The following is a 15,069-nucleotide window of genomic DNA, read 5'->3' as shown; positions in this document are numbered from 1 at the left end:
GTCATACATCGGCAACGCCGCAACGAATTCGCTCATGCCGGGATTAGACCGCTATGCCAAGATAATATCATAGGCGTGCGGCGCCGCCGCTTGCACCCACTACAGAAATCATTCTTTCGGCGGCTCGGCCGGAACCGGCGCGCTGCCTAGCCCATTGAGACTGCGTGCCCTGACGCGCGGCTTGAATGCCCTGCCCGGTTCCGGCGCGCGCCTGAGCACGGGATGGACGATCGGCTCCTTCGCCTTGAAGGCATATGCCCTGAGCAGCGCGAAGTAGTTCGGGTAGGCGTAGCCATTGTTCATCCGCAGCCACTCGTCGCGGCGGTCGGCAAACAGCTTCGGCAGCCGGTACCAGGCCACCGTCGGGCTCTTGTGATGGACGAAATGCAGATTGTTGTTGAGGAACAGGAACGAGAGCGGCGAACGCTCGACGATCACCGTGCGGCCTTCCGGATGCTCCGACCACTGATGCTCGGCGAAGGTGCGGATCGAGATCAGCGACTGGCCGAGCCACACCGGCACCAGAATGTAGAGCCACAGCGGGATGCCGAAGCCGAACTGCACGACAGGCAGCACCACTGCGAGGCCGAGTGCATGCAGCAACCATGCCTTGCGGACAGTCTTGTCGCCGGCAACTATCTGCTTGGCGTCGTCGATGAAGAAACCGATGCAGGAAAGCCAGGGGCCGAGCACGAGGCGGCCGACCATGGTGTTGTTGAGCTTCAGCAGGAATTTCATCGCCGGCGGCAATTCGTCATGGTGCCACAGCGCCTTGTAGTAGCTCTCGGGATCGTCCAGCGGATCGGTCAGCCGCTCGTCGGCATGGTGGCGCAGATGGATGGTTTTGAACCGACGATAAGGCCAGACGAGACCGATCGGCAGGAAGACGAAAGCTTCGTTGATCCGCGCGTTGCGGGTCGGATGACCGTGCAGCACTTCGTGCATGATCGATGATTGCAGCGCGGCGGTGAAGGCCAGTATGGCGAGGGCGAGGATCGGGTAGGACGGCCAGATCAGAAACCCGGCAATGAGCCAGATGCCGTAGCAGAAAAAGGTGAGAAACACGGTCGGCCATTCGATGGCCGTTGCACTGCGTCGTCCATTCCCCGTGTTCGTCATGCGATCGACCACTGCCTTTCAGTCGCCGGAATCCCTCTGATTCCTGACAGCATTGTGTCAGGAGTGTTAGGTTGCCGCAACGCGACAAAGTGCACGAACTGTTGCGATTGCGCATTTAAAGCCGCACATGTTACGTATTGTAAACAGACCTGAGGATTCATTTACGCCTGAGGCATGGCCTCGTCGGCCTCAGCGCAAATTTTTCCTCCCGAAGCCTGAGCGGAAACGATGGACAAGCGCGACCTGTCGACGATCTTTCGCGAGCGCCTGAAAATGCTCTTGACACGGTCGGACTTGAACCAGTCCGCTTTCGCCATGGCGGTGGGCATCGACCGTTCAGCGCTTTCTCAGCTTCTCTCCGGCGCCTCGACCCGCCTGCCCCGCGCCGAAACGCTGCTCAACATCGCCGCCGAATTCAAGGTGTCGCTCGACTGGCTGCTCGGCCTCAGCCAGGACGAGGGCGTCACCGGCGAAATCCGCGAAAGTCTCGAGATCGAGGAGGCGCCCGACGGCTTCGACCGCACACTGCTGGCCAAATGGCATGCCGAGGCCGCGGGCACGAAAATCCGCTACGTGCCGGCCGGCATTCCCGACCTCCTGCGCACCGAGGCGTTGGTCGACTATGAAGCGGGCATCGCCAACAAGAGCCGCGAGGCGCAGGCCGGCGAGACGCAGTACCGCATCGACTACAACCGGCGGCCGGAAACCGACATGGAAGTCTGTATGCCGCGCCACACGCTGGAGATCTTTGCGCGCGGGCTGGGCGTCTGGGACCGCTTCCCCGAAGCCGAACGCCACCAGCAGCTTCTCCACATGGCAACGCTGCTCGACGACCTTTATCCGACCTTCCGCCTGTTCCTCTATGACGGGCGGATGCGCTATTCGATCCCCTACACCATCTTCGGGCCCTATCGCGCCGCCATCTATGTCGGTGACATGTATCTGGTGCTCAACGCGACCCAGCCGGTCCGCACCCTGACCAGCCATTTCGACAATCTGATCCGCGCCGCCGACGTCAACGCGCATGAGGCCGCCAGCTTCACGCAAAGGCTGGCCGAGATGCGATTTTGACAGGCGACAGCGCGCCTCTCGACATTGACGTCATATAAAGAGTTCTTTATATCCTTATCCAAAGAGAATTCCCTGGAAGGCGTATTCACCATGACCAACCCGATCGACGCGCTGCTTGCCGAAAAGGGCGTTCTGCTCGCCGATGGCGCCACCGGCACCAATCTGTTCGCCATGGGGCTGGAGGCCGGCGAGGCTCCCGAGTTGTTGAACGAGACCGCGCCCGACACCATCACCAGCCTGCACCAGAACTTTGTCGATGCCGGCGCCGACATCATCCTGACCAATTCCTTCGGCGGCACCCGCCACCGGCTGAAACTGCACCATGCGCAGGATCGTGTGCACGCGCTGAACCAGCGCGCCGCCGAGATCGCCCGCGCCGTCGCAGACAAGGCCGGCCGCAAGGTCATCGTCGCCGGCTCGGTCGGCCCGACCGGCGAATTGCTGGTGCCGCTCGGCGCCATGACCTATGACGAGGCGGTCGACGCCTTTGCCGAACAGATCGAAGGTCTCAAGGCCGGCGGCGCCGAAGTCGCCTGGATCGAAACTATGTCGGCGCCGGACGAAATTCGCGCCGCGGCGCAAGCCGCCATCCGCGTCGGCCTGCCCTACACCTATACCGGCTCCTTCGACACCGCCGGCCGCACCATGATGGGCCTGCTGCCGAAGGACATTCACGGCGTCGTCGACGGGCTGTCGCAGGCGCCGCTCGGTGTCGGCGCCAATTGCGGTGTCGGCGCCTCCGACATTCTCGCCTCGCTGCTCGACATGACCGAGGCGAAGCCGGAGGCGACAGTGATCGTCAAGGGCAATTGCGGCATTCCGGAATTTCGCGGCACCGAGATCCACTATTCCGGGACGCCCGAACTGATGGCCGACTATGTCAGGCTTGCCGTCGATGGCGGCGCCAGGATCGTCGGCGGCTGCTGCGGCACCTCGTTCCAGCATCTTGCCGCCATGCGCAAGGCGCTTGATGCGCACACGAGGTCGGACCGCCCGACCGTCGAGACGATCGTCGAACGGATCGGCCCAATGCGCAACAAGCAGGCGACGGAAAACACCGCCGAGACCAGCGAAGCCCGTCGCGAGCGCCGCCGCAGCCGCGCCTGACGCGATTCGCGGCGCGATAGAAAAAGGCCGGCAAGGTTTCCCTCGCCGGCCTGCCTTACCCGCCCGTGGGCCGGTTCCCCTGTCAGAACGACCCCGTCTGAAAGAACCGGCCGTCATCACCACTACCGATTGCCGCCCAGCGCCGAGGCAAGGCGCACAAGCGAGAGGAACTCGGACCTGTACCCGAACGGGTCGGCTCCCCGGGCCGCAGTGGCAATCTCCATGATCTTGTCGTAGCCGAACTTCGCGGTCGCATCCTCGTCGCGCAGCTTCTGGCCAAAGGCCGCGACCGCGACGGAGAAGCGCTGATCGGTGCTGGCCTGGTCGAAGGACGAAACCTCGTTGGCCGATGTCACCGGCGTGGTAATCAGCTTGGAAACGTCCTCGTTCGGCAACTTGTAACGGATCTTGACGAAGGCATATTCGTCGGCGTTGGCGACGCCGCCATTGTTCACCGAAGCCTGGCCGTAGCGCAGCGGATCGATCTGTTCGCCGCCACTGCCCTTCGGCGTGATCTCGTAGATCGCGGTGACTGAGTGACCGGAGCCGATCTCGCCGGCATCGACGCGGTCATTGTTGAAATCCTCGCGGTTGAGCGCGCGGGTCTCGTAGCCGATCAGCCGGTATTCCGAGACCTTGTTCGGGTTGAACTCGACCTGGATCTTCACGTCTTTGGCGATGGTGAAGAGGGTCGAGGACGCATCCTCGACCAGCACTTTCTCGGCCTCGGCCAAAGTGTCGATATAGGCGGCCGTGCCGTTGCCGTTCTGGGCAATGGTCTGCATCATCTGGTCGTTCAGATTGCCGCGGCCGAAACCGAACACCGACAGGAACACGCCGGTCTTGCGCTCCTGCTCGATCAGCCGCTTCAGGTCCTCATCGTCGGTCTGGCCGACATTGAAGTCGCCGTCCGTGGCCAGCATCACCCGGTTGACGCCATCCTTGACGAAAGACGTTTGCGCCAACCGGTAGGCTTGCCTGATGCCCGCCTCGCCGGCTGTCGAGCCGCCGGGCCTCAAAGTGTCGATGGCGTTGAGGATCTTGTCCTTCTCCGAGACCTTGGTCGGTTCGAGCACGGTGCCGGCGTCGCCCGCATAGGTGACGATCGAGACGGTGTCGTCCGGCTTCAGCTTGCTGACCAGCAGGCGGAAGGCCGACCGCAGCAGCGGCAGCTTGTCCTGCTCGTTCATCGAACCCGACACGTCGATCAGGAACACCAGATTGGCCTTGGGCTGCTCGGCCGGTTTGACGTCAAAACCCTTGATGGCGACATGCATCAGCTTGGTGTGCTCGTTCCACGGCGTCGGCATGACGCTGACGGTCGAGTTGAACGGTGTCGCGGCAGCGTCCGGACCCTTCCAGTCATAGGGGAAGTAATTGATCATTTCCTCGACGCGGACCGTGTCGGCCTGCGGCAAAGCACCTTCCTTCAGCGAGCGCCGCACGAAAGAATAGGAGGCCGTGTCGACGTCGATCGAGAAAGTCGAGACCGGGTCCTCAAGTGCTGCATGCACCGGGTTGGTCTTGAAATCCTCGACGCGGTCGCGGTTTTGCTCCGGTGGCAGCACGTGGTCGGCCGGCATGGCCTGCGGCTGCACCATCAGCTTGGATTCGGCGCCTGGCATGCGGCCGACCCGCGCGGCTCCATCGGCCGCAGGTGCCTGTGGCGCCAATCGCATGATCGCTCGGTTAGACGACGGCGCGGCCTCGGTGTTCGGCGCAGGCTCAGGTACATTGCGGGACAGTGCATCCTGCTGCGCCAGTCCGGCGGCGGTCGATTCGGATTTCGGCGGCGAAGCTGGCGCGACAAGCGCCTCGGTCGCGTCGCGACTTTCGCTGTCGGCTTCGTTCTGCTTGTCCGGCTCAGCCACCGTCCGCGGCTTCACCGTTGCTGGTTTGTCGGCCAGCGTTCCAGTGATTTTCTCGTCCCCTCCGGACCGGAATGATTGCTCCTGCAGCATATAGATGGTGGCGTATCCGGCGATCGGCAGGGCAACGAGCCCGGCAATGGCCGGCGTGGCGAAGAGTTTCTTTGGCATGATTTCGCTCCAGAGCTTTTGTGCTCGCTCTGTGAGACGAAGACCGCTCGCCGGTCCTTGGGCGGCGGTGTCAGTTTTTTCGTGCACGTCATAGGCGCGCATCGCGGCCGCGAAGGCACGCGCCTTCGCGTCGGCATCCGGCGCCGGTGCTGCGATATCGCGCAGCCTGTTGAGTTCGTTGTCGTCAACCATGGTCACACTTCCCCGGCTGAACGCATCAGCGTCTTCAACCGTTTCTTCGCTTCATGGATGTGCCAGGAGACCGTCGTCTCCGAGATTGCCATCGCCTCGGCGGCGGCTGCATGGCTCAAGCCCTCGCCATAGACCAGAAGCACCGCGTCGCGCTGCTTGTCCGGCAGCTTTCGCACCGCCGTCCAAAGCGCCTCTGCCGGGTCTTCCGGCTCGGTCGGCGCCTCTCCCGAGATCAGCGCGTAGGCGCCATAGGCTTCGGTCTTGATCGTCTCGCGGGCGGTCTTGCGCATCATGTCGCGCGCCGCGTTCAGCGTCATGGTGTAGAGCCAGGTCGTGAAGGCGCCGCCGCCACGATAGTCGCGGATCGCCCGGCCCAGCCGGACGCAGACTTCCTGGGCGATGTCTTCGGCGTCGGCCTTTTTTCCGCACCAGCGATAGGCGGCGCGATAGACGAAACCATAGTGCCTTTCGAGCAATTTGCCGAAAGCCCCTCTGTCTCCGCCCTGCGCCCGCCCGATCAACTCGGCGTCGGAGGCTTCGCTTTCATCCAGCATCATCGCCATCATTTGCCTGTTGGACGAAGGCTAGTGGCGATTCCTTGGGCGATGGGAAGAAATTTTTGGCGGGCAGTAGATACGCCCTACCCCAGCGTCTCGGCAAACAGCGTCGTCAGCCGCTTCCAGTGACGCTCGGCGCCGGTTGCATCGAAGACACTGTGGTCCGGCACGCACCAGCCATGCGCCATACCGACATAGTTCTCGATCGTGTGGTCGACTTCCGCCACGCGCAGCGCTTCCGCAAGCCGTGCCGACTGCTCCGGCGGGAAACTTCTGTCAACGCCCGCCGTGCCGACATAGACACGCGCCTTGATCGACGCGGCCTTGCGGTGCGGGCTGTCGGCGGCATCGCTGGCCAGATTGCCGCCATGGAAACTGACGGCGGCCTTTATCCGATCTGGATGGGTCGCGGCGGCATTCAGCGCCCTTGCGCCACCCATGCAATAGCCGACTACGCCAATCGGTCCTGTCACGCCCTCGCCGGCCAACGCGTCTATAAAGGCGCCACCGTCGCTGATGGTCATCTCCTGCGTCGTGCCGCTGACCAGCGCCATCAGCGCGGCTTTGCTGGTCTCCACCGTAAATGCGGTCTTGGCGTCAAACGGCCCATAAGGCGCATTGCGATAGAACAGGTCTGGCACCAGCACCGCATAGCCGTCGCCCGCCAGCCGCTCAGCCATGCCGTCGAGCGCCGGGCGCGGACCGAATGCGTCCATATAGAGGATGATGCCGGCCTTGGATGACGAGGCTCCGCTCGCCCGGAACAGCCCGGACTTCGCCACGCCGTCCTTGGTCTTGATCTGAATGTCCTGCTTCGCCATGGCCCGCTCCGTTCAATTGTCGTGCGATACATATCCGCGCGAGCCTGTAGGGCAAGACGTTCCCAGAACTCGGCAGTCAACATTTCGTGCTGGATTACGTGACCGCTACAGGCCCGCGAACGCCGCCATATGGAAAGCCTGAACTTCGGCCGGATAGCGGTAGGCGGTGCCATGGGGGCAGGCGTTGCGATCGAGACAGCCCCCGCTGCGACAGGGTTGGCCATCCGTGCCCCGCACATGCGCCAGGCAAGACTGATAGGCGAATCCCTCACCCGAATACGCATTGACCGGGCAGGATTTCAGGCAGGGTTTTTCGACACAGGCGTCGCAAAGGTGCGGCGCCGTCTGGACCGCCGGAACCGGAAGCTCGTCCTCGAACAGCAGCGCCCCGCGATAGGCATGCCAGAGCCCATATTGCGGATGCATGAGAATGCCGAGCGGCGACGGCCTCAGCCCTTCCGCCCGCATCGCCCATTGCTGGAATGGCAGATAGGGCTTGTCCGAAGGCGAAACGGCACGCGCGCCAAAATCTTTCGCCACCGCGCCGATCACTTCGCGTGACCAGGTATCGAGCGGATTGACAATGGTCTGGGGCTGGTTTTCCCGCCAGCGCAAGAAATGCGGCCACGGCTCGGCACCCGCCTGCCCCACCAGCAGCACGGATTTGACGGGAGCGCCGGAGAGACCGGGCGGCGCTGCCTCGCCGTCCGTGATATTGAAGCCGCCGCGCAGGATTAGGCCGTCACGCGCCAGCGCTGCCGCGATGCTTTCGATCAGGCTGCGCACAAATCATCCCTTCTTGTCCGGATCGGAAAAGGCGCTCCGCCAGACTTCCTTGTGGATGATGTTGGCGACTTTAGCCCCGCCTGACTCGGGCTCCTTTCACGTGAAGGCGTCGGCCATCGACGCCTTCTTCCTGGCGATGAAGTCCTTCAGCCCATCGTCGATACCCTGATCGAGAGGCGGCGCCTCGTAGCTTTCCAGCCTGCGGCGGGCGAGCTCGTTGGCGCGCTGCGGTGCGGTCTTTTCGCCTTCGGCGAGCCACTGCTCGTAGGAATTGTTGTCGGCGATGTTGGAACGGTAGAAGGCGGTTTGGAAATTGGCCTGGGTGTGGTCGCAGCCGAGATAGTGGCTGCCCGGACCGACCTGCCGAATGGCGTCCATCGCCTGGCCGTTCTCGGACAGGTCGACGCCTTCGGAAAATTTCTGCTGCATGCCGAGCTGGTCGATATCCATCATGAACTTTTCGTAGCAGGAGGCGAGCCCGCCCTCGAGCCAGCCAGCCGCGTGCAGCACAAAATTGGCGCCGGCAAGGATCGTCGAGTTCAGCGTGTTGGCGCTCTCATAGGCCGCCTGCGCATCCGGTATCTTCGAAGCGCAGAGCGAGCCGCCGGTGCGGAACGGCAGGCCAAGCCGGCGCGCGAGCTGCGCCGCGCCATAAGAGACCAGCGACGGCTCCGGCGTGCCGAAGGTCGGCGCGCCCGACTGCATCGAGATCGACGAGGCGAAGGTGCCGAACAGAACCGGTGCGCCCGGCCGGATCAGCTGCGTGAACGACGCGCCGGCCAGCACTTCGGCCAGAACCTGCGTCAGCGTGCCGGCGACCGTCACCGGGCTCATCGCGCCGGCCAAGATGAACGGCGTGACGATGCAGGCCTGGTTGTGCCGCGAATAGACTTTCAGCGCCCCCAGCATGGTCTCGTCGAACACCATTGGCGAGTTGGCGTTGATCAGGCTGGTCAGCACCGTGTTGTTTTCGACGAAATCGTCGCCGAAGACGATCTTGGCCATCGCCACCGTGTCTTCGGCCCGTTCGGGTGCTGTGACCGAGCCCATGAACGGCTTGTCCGAATATTTGATGTGGCTGTAGACCATATCGAGATGGCGCTTGTTGACCGGCACGTCGACCGGCTCGCACACCGTGCCGCCCGAATGGTGGATCGACGGCGCCATATAGGCGAGCTTCACGAAATTGCGGAAATCCTCGATCGTCGCATAGCGCCTGACACCGTCGAGATCGCGCACGAAGGGCGGGCCATAAACGGGAGCGAACACCGTGGCGTTGCCGCCGACCTGCACCGAGCGGTCCGCATTGCGGGCATGCTGGGTGTAGACGGACGGTGCGGTCTTCAACAGCGAGCGGCAGAGGCCCTTTGGAAAATGCACGCGTTCGCCCTTGACGTCGGCACCGGCTTCTTTCCAGAGTTGCAGTGCCTCGGCGTCGTCGCGAAAGATGATGCCGATCTCTTCCAGCACCGTGTCGGTGTTCTTTTCGATCAGCGCCAGCCCTTCTTCATCAAGCACTTCATAGACGTTGATCTTGCGCCTGATGTAGGTGAGCTGGGTGCCGGGGCCGCCGCCCGAGCGCGCCGCCCGTCGGGCAGCAGCGCCGCCGCTGGCAGCGCGGCCACGTCTGGCGTTTGACGCTTCCTGATCGACTGGCGCGTTCTCACTCATGATGTTTCTTCCCTGAAACCTGAAATCGTTGCGGCCGCATACCGCAGCTTCTGGCCGGATCGTAGCCATGCACCCTATTCGAAACGGCCCGCCAGCGCCAACGCCTGTCGCAAAATCGACAAGAATTCCAATAGATTTGCGGTCGCTTTCCTTTTGCGGGAAGTCGCAAATCAGCTATGGACAAGCGGCCCTCGCGGGTTAGGTATTGACGCAATATTTTTGAGCTGCCGTGATTATCCCACGCGGCAAGGAGCCCGAGAAAAAATGGCCGACGACGAGATCATCCTTTCCGAGCTTTCTGACGACGAACTCGTGCAGCAGATGCACGACGACCTTTATGACGGGCTGAAGGAAGAAATCGAGGAAGGAACGCAGATCCTGCTCGAGCGCGGCTGGGCGCCCTACAAGGTGCTGACCGAGGCGCTGGTCGAGGGCATGCGCATCGTCGGCGAGGATTTTCGCGACGGCATCCTGTTCGTCCCCGAAGTGCTGTTGTCCGCCAACGCCATGAAGGCCGGCATGTTCATCCTGCGTCCACTGCTCGCCGCCACCGGCGCGCCGAAGCAGGGCAAGATGGTGATCGGCACCGTCAAGGGCGACATCCACGACATCGGCAAGAACCTCGTCGGCATGATGATGGAGGGTGCGGGCTTCGACGTCATCGACCTCGGCATCAACAATGCGGTCGAAAAATACCTGGACGCCATCGAGCAGCATCAGCCCGACATCATCGGCATGTCGGCGCTGCTGACCACGACTATGCCCTATATGAAGGTCGTCATCGACACGATGAAGGAAAAGGGCATCCGCGACGACTATGTCGTGCTGGTCGGCGGCGCACCACTCAATGAAGAATTCGGCAAGGCGGTCGGCGCCGATGCCTATTGCCGCGACGCGGCCGTGGCGGTCGAGACAGCCAAGGATTTCATGAAGCGCAAGCACAATGTGCGCGCTTCAGCCTGACCTTTAGCAAGGCCCCTGCCAAAAGCCGCGCCTTGCAGCGCGGCTTTTTTGTTACCAGATGTTGGAGACGGCTGCGAACGGATCAGGGGTTGTTGACGGTATCTTCAACAGCATTCGCGGTGGATTTGACATCCTTGCCGACGCCGCGGACGGTGTTGGCGCAGGCTGAAAGGGCCAAGGCGCAAGCAAGGATCGCGATCGGCGCAGTGCGTAACAGTTTCATGGACGGTTTATCCCTCTCTCGATAGATTCGCCCCGAGCAACGAAGGCCGGTTTGACTGGTTCCATGGCCAAGATACAAAAAACGAAACCGAATCAAGCGGACAGGCTGCTGGTCATCGCCTGCGGGATGATTGCGCGCGAAGTTCTGGCCGTCAAGGAGCAGCTCGGGTTGGATCATGTCGAGCTGACCTGCCTGCCGGCGGAGTTCCATTTTTATCCCGACCGCATCGCGCCGGCTATGGACAGGGCGATCGTGAAAGCCAGGGCGGACGGCTACGTCAACATCTTCGTCGGCTATGCCGATTGCGGCACCGGTGGCCTGCTCGACCGCGTCTGCGAGAAGCATGGCGTCGAGCGCATGGCCGGGCCGCACTGCTTTGCGTTCTACCAGGGCATGGATGCCTATGCCAAAGTCGCCGACAACGACATGATGTCGTTCTACATGACCGATTTCCTGTGCCGGCAGTTCGACGCCTTCTTCATGAAGCCGCTCGGCCTCGACAGGCACCCGGAGCTGATCAAGGACTATTTCGGCAATTACGAGAAGCTGGTCTATCTTGCCCAGACCGACGATCCCGAACTCGACAAGGTCGCCGAGAAAGCCGCGAAGATGCTCGGTCTTGCCTATGAGCGCCGCTCGACCGGCTATGGCGACCTGACGGCGGAACTGGCCGGCGCAGCGGTGCACGCCTGAAGATTTCTAGGCAGTTCCCTCTTCCGCCGCGAGCGCAGCAAGCACATCGGCAAAGCTGGTCTTGCAGACGAAACCCAGCCTCTCCCTTGCCCGCGTAGCGTCGTAGACGCGGTCGATCGAGGCAAACATCGTCCAGCCTTTGCGGGCGTAAAGCGCCGGATAGTCCGGAAAGGCGCGCGCGACGACCGTCGGAGCGTCGGCGATCAATGCCCCGCAATCGTCAGGCTGGAACGGCGTTGCAGCCGAGACGATGAAGATGTCGAAGCCCAGTTGCGGTGCCTTTTCCAACGCGGCGACATGGGCCTCTGCCGCGTCTTCCACCGTCAGCCGGCGGAACAACAGCTCATTGGCCTTGGTGTTGGCGTCCGACTGTTCGATCGCAGGCGCCATATCGTCGGCCTCGGGAAAGAAGCGCGCCGTGCGCAGCACAATCACCGGCAGGCCGTGCTCGATGTGGTAGAGACGGCACAGATGTTCGGCTGAAAGTTTGGTGACGCCGTAGATGTTGCGCGGTTCGGGCGACATCTCTTCCGTCAGCCAGGCGGCCGTGCGCGCGCCGCCGGTGAAGCCGGCGCGAATGGCTTGCGAGATCATCAGCGAGGTCGTCGAGGTGAAAACGAAGCGTTGAACGCCAGATGCCACCGCAGCGTCCAGCAGATTGAGCGTGCCTTGCACGTTCGTCGCGACGAAATCGCTGTTGCCGTGGTTCTCGATGTTTGGCTTGTGCAGCGCGCCGCTGTGGATGATCGCCTCGATGCGGTTTTCGTTGACCGCTTGCATGACCAGATCGCGGTCGGCGATCGAGCCGACAATCAATGTCTCCGCCGAAGCAACGGGATCGAGCCCGATGACGTCATGGCCAAGCGCCCGCAGCCGCGGCGCCAGCGCGCTGCCCAGCCAGCCCGACGATCCCGTCAGCAAGATCCGCATCGATGAAACCACGATTTTTGACCTGGCGCTGTTAGAGACCGTTTCGAAATTCGCTCTGGCGAGTCATATGGTGGTGTTTTCGAGAACCGGAGCGCAGCGGACATTTGGGTCCGTGAGCACCGGAAGCGCAGAAAACGCCAACAGATGGCCGCCAGAGTAGAATTTCCAAACGGTCTCTAAGCACGGATGACAGGCCGCCGCGAACCGGTAAGTTATGCGCCAGACAGGAAAACAGGCTGTTCCAGCCACAGGGGAAACGCACCGATGATCGCTCGTCTCTTGATTGCCGCAGGAATTGTCTGCTTCGCCCTGCCCGCGCTCGCCGATGGCGAGGTGCAGAAGCTTATCACCGCCGCGGACAAGGCGCGGCTCGACAAATATGACGAGACGCGCAAGACAGCGCTCGACGAGGCGAAGGCGGGCAACCCAACCGAGGTCAAACAGCTCGACGCGCTTCTGGCGAAGCCGCTGGTCGCCTTTTCCGACAAGGATCTCACCGGCAACTGGCAATGCCGCACCATCAAGGCCGGCGGGCTCGGCGCACTGGTCATCTATGGCTGGTTCAAATGCAAGGTGAGCGACGACGGTTCGGGCTGGATGCTGGAAAAAATCAGCGGCTCGCAGCGCACCAAGGGCCGTTTCTTCGACGACGGCGAAAAGCGCGCCATCTATCTCGGCTCCTTCTATGTCAACAACGACCCCGCAAAACCCTATGGCAGCGGCCCGCAAACCGATCAGGTCGGCTATGCCTTCCGCAACAGCGCCAGTGAATGGCGCATCGAGTTCCCGGCGCCCTATTACGAATCGAAGCTCGACATCCTCGAATTCAAGCGCTGACCCCTGCTGATCATCCCCTGGCCGATCACCAAGGATTAACCCGGACCACCTAACGTCCGGCGTGCCAAGACCATGTCTATGCAGACGGCGTGTCGCGACCATGCAATCCCTCAAATCAGATATGCCGCCCATCGTCGTGGTCACCGAGGGCGGCCCGCATATCTGGGCCATCGTCAACGCCATCTCCGATCGGCTTGGTCCTGTCAGCGTCATCCTCGAAACGCCTGAATCCAAGAAGCAATTGCTGCTTGGGCGTGCCCGCCGCCAGGGCTGGTTGCAGGCCATAGGACAGCTTGGCACGATGGTGCTGGCGCGGCTCGGCAAACGGTTTTTCGCCGGCCATGCGGCACGCATCGTCGCCGAACAGAGATTGCAAACGGAACCCAGACCGGGGCAGAAAATCATCCACGTTCCTTCCGCCAATGCGCCGGAATGCCTGCGGGCCATCGCGGAGATTCAGCCCGGCGTCATGCTGCTCGCCGGCTGCCGCCTGCTGTCGCGGCAAACGCTGGCGAAATTGCCTTGCCCGGTCCTCAACTATCATGCCGGCATCGCGCCCAAATATCGCGGCATGAATGGCGGCTACTGGGCGCTGGCTTCCGGCGATGCGGAAAACTTCGGCACCACCGTGCATCTGGTCGACGCCGGCGTCGATACTGGCGGCGTGCTGCGGCAGGCGCAGGGCAAACCTGGTCCGGGCGACACCATTTCAAGCTACGCTCTGCGGCAGGCGGCGTTTTCGCGCGACATCTGCGTAGAGGCGGTCGGCGATGCGCTTATGGGAAAACTTGCCACATCGGATCCCGGCCTGCCTTCGAAGCAGTGGTACCATCCGACGATCTGGTTCTATCTCTGGACCGGCGCGAAAAGCGGCGTCTGGTGATCCAGCCGCTCTGAAATCTCGCCTTTCTCTTGCCGCTTACGATTGCGTCGCTTTTGAATGCGCGCGCGTCGTCCCATAACAAGCAGCCTGATGGCGCTTGCGGCAATGCTCGAAACTGCTGCATCGGCCCGAAAATCGAAATCGATCGTCCAAAAGCACGATGCAGCAGAGTGAAAGTGGCAGGGCGTCCTTTCCAATCAGACTCGAAGCGCCCTGCAGGAGCGAGAATTCATGGCCGATCTGATTGTCGTCTACTGGCGCGATATCCCCGCCCAGGTCATCGTCAAGAAAGGCCGGCAGAACGCCAAGCGCGAACTGCCGCTGCGCTTCACCGAGGCGATCGACATGTGCGCCATGCGCACAGGCGCCGGCGGCACCGACGACTACCTGGCAGAATGGCGCAAGGCCGACCCCGTGCCGGTCGGCGACGACCTCGAAGCCGAGGTCGAAAAAGCCTTTCAGGAGCTCGACGCGAAATACGACCGCGAGCGGCTGGTCGCTCTGGTCAAGGCGGGCGGGAAAGAAAATGTCTGAAACCATTCCTGGCAAAGATGGGCCGGCGGTTACCCAGGCCACACTGGTCAAGAAGGCAGCGCCGAAATCCGACTACAAGCCAGCCGACGTGTCGCCGCAGCGGCGCGTCCAGCGCTCCTTCGCGGTGCGGCTGTGGTCGATCCGCCATTCGCGCCTGCTCGAATGGTTCTATTCCAGGTTCGCCAACATGTTCCTGCTGCTGCATCCCTTGTGGAAGGGCATCGGCTACAACAGGGTCGAAGGACCGATCAAATTCGTCGAAAAACGCGTCAAGGGCTTCATGTTCGACTGCCGCATGTGCGGCCAGTGCGTACTCTCCTCCACCGGCATGTCGTGCCCGATGAACTGCCCCAAGCAGTTGCGCAACGGCCCTTGTGGCGGCGTGCGCGCCAATGGCAATTGCGAGGTCGAGCCCGACATGCCTTGCGTCTGGGTGAAGGCCTGGGAAGGTTCCCGGAACATGGTGCATGGCGACAAGATCCTCGACGTGCAAAAGCCGGTCGACCAGTCGCTGCGCGAAACTTCGGCCTGGCTGCGGGTGACCGCGCAGGCCGCCGCCGCGCGCGAAGCCGCCGCCAACGCCAAGACCGGGGCATCGGCATGATCGGCCGCCAGCGCGACGAGAACCCGGCCGGCATTCATC

16 protein-coding genes are annotated in these 15,069 nt (G+C 62.5%); 8 read left to right on the top strand and 8 right to left on the bottom strand.

Annotated elements, in window-relative coordinates:
- Positions 1–108 precede the first annotated feature (108 nt).
- The gene (locus CN311_RS29470) at positions 109–1,119 is read right to left on the bottom strand and encodes a fatty acid desaturase (RefSeq protein ID WP_165779891.1); all 1,011 of its coding nucleotides are present in this window, start codon (positions 1,117–1,119) and stop codon (positions 109–111) included.
- Positions 1,120–1,347: 228 nt separating this feature from the next.
- On the opposite strand from CN311_RS29470, the gene CN311_RS29465 reads away from it, so the two are divergent.
- Together CN311_RS29465 and bmt are read left to right on the top strand one after the other, a co-directional pair.
- Positions 1,348–2,190, top strand: a complete 843-nt coding sequence (locus CN311_RS29465; RefSeq protein WP_097577125.1) for a helix-turn-helix domain-containing protein — start codon at positions 1,348–1,350, stop codon at positions 2,188–2,190.
- A gap of 90 nt (positions 2,191–2,280) precedes the next feature.
- On the top strand, positions 2,281–3,297 hold the full coding sequence (gene bmt / locus CN311_RS29460) for a betaine--homocysteine S-methyltransferase (RefSeq protein WP_097577124.1): 1,017 nt from the start codon (positions 2,281–2,283) through the stop codon (positions 3,295–3,297).
- Positions 3,298–3,419: 122 nt separating this feature from the next.
- Here the strand turns inward: bmt and CN311_RS29455 are convergent, their stop codons facing one another.
- The 5 genes from CN311_RS29455 to CN311_RS29435 form a co-directional block, all read right to left on the bottom strand.
- Entirely contained in the window at positions 3,420–5,528 is a 2,109-nt protein-coding gene (locus tag CN311_RS29455; protein ID WP_097577123.1) for a vWA domain-containing protein, read from the bottom strand.
- Positions 5,529–5,530: 2 nt separating this feature from the next.
- Entirely contained in the window at positions 5,531–6,091 is a 561-nt protein-coding gene (locus CN311_RS29450) for an RNA polymerase sigma factor (RefSeq protein ID WP_097577126.1), read from the bottom strand.
- Between the two features lie 77 nt (positions 6,092–6,168).
- Complete coding sequence (locus CN311_RS29445) at positions 6,169–6,906, bottom strand: dienelactone hydrolase family protein (RefSeq protein ID WP_097577122.1); 738 nt, start codon at positions 6,904–6,906, stop codon at positions 6,169–6,171.
- Between the two features lie 105 nt (positions 6,907–7,011).
- A complete protein-coding gene (locus tag CN311_RS29440) occupies positions 7,012–7,692 on the bottom strand; it encodes a 4Fe-4S dicluster domain-containing protein (protein ID WP_097577121.1) in 681 nt (226 codons plus the stop codon).
- A 96-nt stretch (positions 7,693–7,788) separates the two neighbouring features.
- Positions 7,789–9,363: a trimethylamine methyltransferase family protein gene (locus CN311_RS29435; RefSeq protein ID WP_097577120.1), complete on the bottom strand. Its 1,575-nt coding sequence runs from the start codon at positions 9,361–9,363 to the stop codon at positions 7,789–7,791.
- Positions 9,364–9,627: 264 nt separating this feature from the next.
- Between CN311_RS29435 and CN311_RS29430 the strand changes: the two genes are divergently transcribed.
- Positions 9,628–10,326, top strand: a complete 699-nt coding sequence (locus CN311_RS29430) for a corrinoid protein (RefSeq protein WP_008876431.1) — start codon at positions 9,628–9,630, stop codon at positions 10,324–10,326.
- 82 nt (positions 10,327–10,408) lie between these two features.
- Here the strand turns inward: CN311_RS29430 and CN311_RS29425 are convergent, their stop codons facing one another.
- The gene (locus CN311_RS29425) at positions 10,409–10,549 is read right to left on the bottom strand and encodes an entericidin A/B family lipoprotein (RefSeq protein WP_097577119.1); all 141 of its coding nucleotides are present in this window, start codon (positions 10,547–10,549) and stop codon (positions 10,409–10,411) included.
- A gap of 63 nt (positions 10,550–10,612) precedes the next feature.
- On the opposite strand from CN311_RS29425, the gene CN311_RS29420 reads away from it, so the two are divergent.
- Positions 10,613–11,242 (top strand): DUF1638 domain-containing protein, encoded by a 630-nt coding sequence (locus CN311_RS29420; RefSeq protein ID WP_097577118.1) that lies wholly within the window; start codon positions 10,613–10,615, stop codon positions 11,240–11,242.
- A 6-nt stretch (positions 11,243–11,248) separates the two neighbouring features.
- Here CN311_RS29420 and CN311_RS29415 read toward each other — a convergent pair whose 3' ends face one another.
- Positions 11,249–12,172 carry an NAD-dependent epimerase/dehydratase family protein gene (locus tag CN311_RS29415; protein ID WP_097577117.1) on the bottom strand — a complete coding sequence of 308 codons (924 nt, stop codon included), beginning with the start codon at positions 12,170–12,172 and terminating at the stop codon, positions 11,249–11,251.
- 264 nt (positions 12,173–12,436) lie between these two features.
- Here CN311_RS29415 and CN311_RS29410 point away from each other — a divergent pair, with 264 nt between their 5' ends.
- The 4 genes from CN311_RS29410 (at position 12,437) to CN311_RS29395 (ending at position 15,030) form a co-directional block, all read left to right on the top strand.
- A complete protein-coding gene (locus CN311_RS29410; RefSeq protein ID WP_097577116.1) occupies positions 12,437–13,009 on the top strand; it encodes a DUF4893 domain-containing protein in 573 nt (190 codons plus the stop codon).
- A gap of 121 nt (positions 13,010–13,130) precedes the next feature.
- Positions 13,131–13,892, top strand: coding sequence for a formyl transferase (locus tag CN311_RS29405; protein WP_425351107.1), 762 nt, complete (start codon positions 13,131–13,133; stop codon positions 13,890–13,892).
- Between the two features lie 231 nt (positions 13,893–14,123).
- Positions 14,124–14,426, top strand: coding sequence for a virulence factor (locus tag CN311_RS29400; protein ID WP_056572575.1), 303 nt, complete (start codon positions 14,124–14,126; stop codon positions 14,424–14,426).
- Entirely contained in the window at positions 14,419–15,030 is a 612-nt protein-coding gene (locus CN311_RS29395) for a methylenetetrahydrofolate reductase C-terminal domain-containing protein (RefSeq protein WP_097577114.1), read from the top strand. Before CN311_RS29400 ends, CN311_RS29395 begins: the two co-directional genes overlap by 8 nt.
- The last annotated feature ends 39 nt before the right edge of the window (positions 15,031–15,069 follow it).

Source organism: Mesorhizobium sanjuanii (assembly GCF_002529485.1).
Classification (GTDB): Bacteria; Pseudomonadota; Alphaproteobacteria; order Rhizobiales; family Rhizobiaceae; genus Mesorhizobium; species Mesorhizobium sanjuanii.
This window is presented reverse-complemented; position numbering and strand designations above follow the sequence as displayed.

Coding starts and splice junctions, on each gene's coding strand:
- CN311_RS29470 (WP_165779891.1), bottom strand. CDS start 1,119: ATGACGAACACGGGGAATGGACGACGCAGTGCAACGGCCATCGAATGG.
- CN311_RS29465 (WP_097577125.1), top strand. CDS start 1,348: ATGGACAAGCGCGACCTGTCGACGATCTTTCGCGAGCGCCTGAAAATG.
- bmt (WP_097577124.1), top strand. CDS start 2,281: ATGACCAACCCGATCGACGCGCTGCTTGCCGAAAAGGGCGTTCTGCTC.
- CN311_RS29455 (WP_097577123.1), bottom strand. CDS start 5,528: ATGGTTGACGACAACGAACTCAACAGGCTGCGCGATATCGCAGCACCG.
- CN311_RS29450 (WP_097577126.1), bottom strand. CDS start 6,091: ATGGCGATGATGCTGGATGAAAGCGAAGCCTCCGACGCCGAGTTGATC.
- CN311_RS29445 (WP_097577122.1), bottom strand. CDS start 6,906: ATGGCGAAGCAGGACATTCAGATCAAGACCAAGGACGGCGTGGCGAAG.
- CN311_RS29435 (WP_097577120.1), bottom strand. CDS start 9,363: ATGAGTGAGAACGCGCCAGTCGATCAGGAAGCGTCAAACGCCAGACGT.
- CN311_RS29430 (WP_008876431.1), top strand. CDS start 9,628: ATGGCCGACGACGAGATCATCCTTTCCGAGCTTTCTGACGACGAACTC.
- CN311_RS29425 (WP_097577119.1), bottom strand. CDS start 10,549: ATGAAACTGTTACGCACTGCGCCGATCGCGATCCTTGCTTGCGCCTTG.
- CN311_RS29420 (WP_097577118.1), top strand. CDS start 10,613: ATGGCCAAGATACAAAAAACGAAACCGAATCAAGCGGACAGGCTGCTG.
- CN311_RS29415 (WP_097577117.1), bottom strand. CDS start 12,172: ATGCGGATCTTGCTGACGGGATCGTCGGGCTGGCTGGGCAGCGCGCTG.
- CN311_RS29410 (WP_097577116.1), top strand. CDS start 12,437: ATGATCGCTCGTCTCTTGATTGCCGCAGGAATTGTCTGCTTCGCCCTG.
- CN311_RS29405 (WP_425351107.1), top strand. CDS start 13,131: ATGCCGCCCATCGTCGTGGTCACCGAGGGCGGCCCGCATATCTGGGCC.
- CN311_RS29400 (WP_056572575.1), top strand. CDS start 14,124: ATGGCCGATCTGATTGTCGTCTACTGGCGCGATATCCCCGCCCAGGTC.
- CN311_RS29395 (WP_097577114.1), top strand. CDS start 14,419: ATGTCTGAAACCATTCCTGGCAAAGATGGGCCGGCGGTTACCCAGGCC.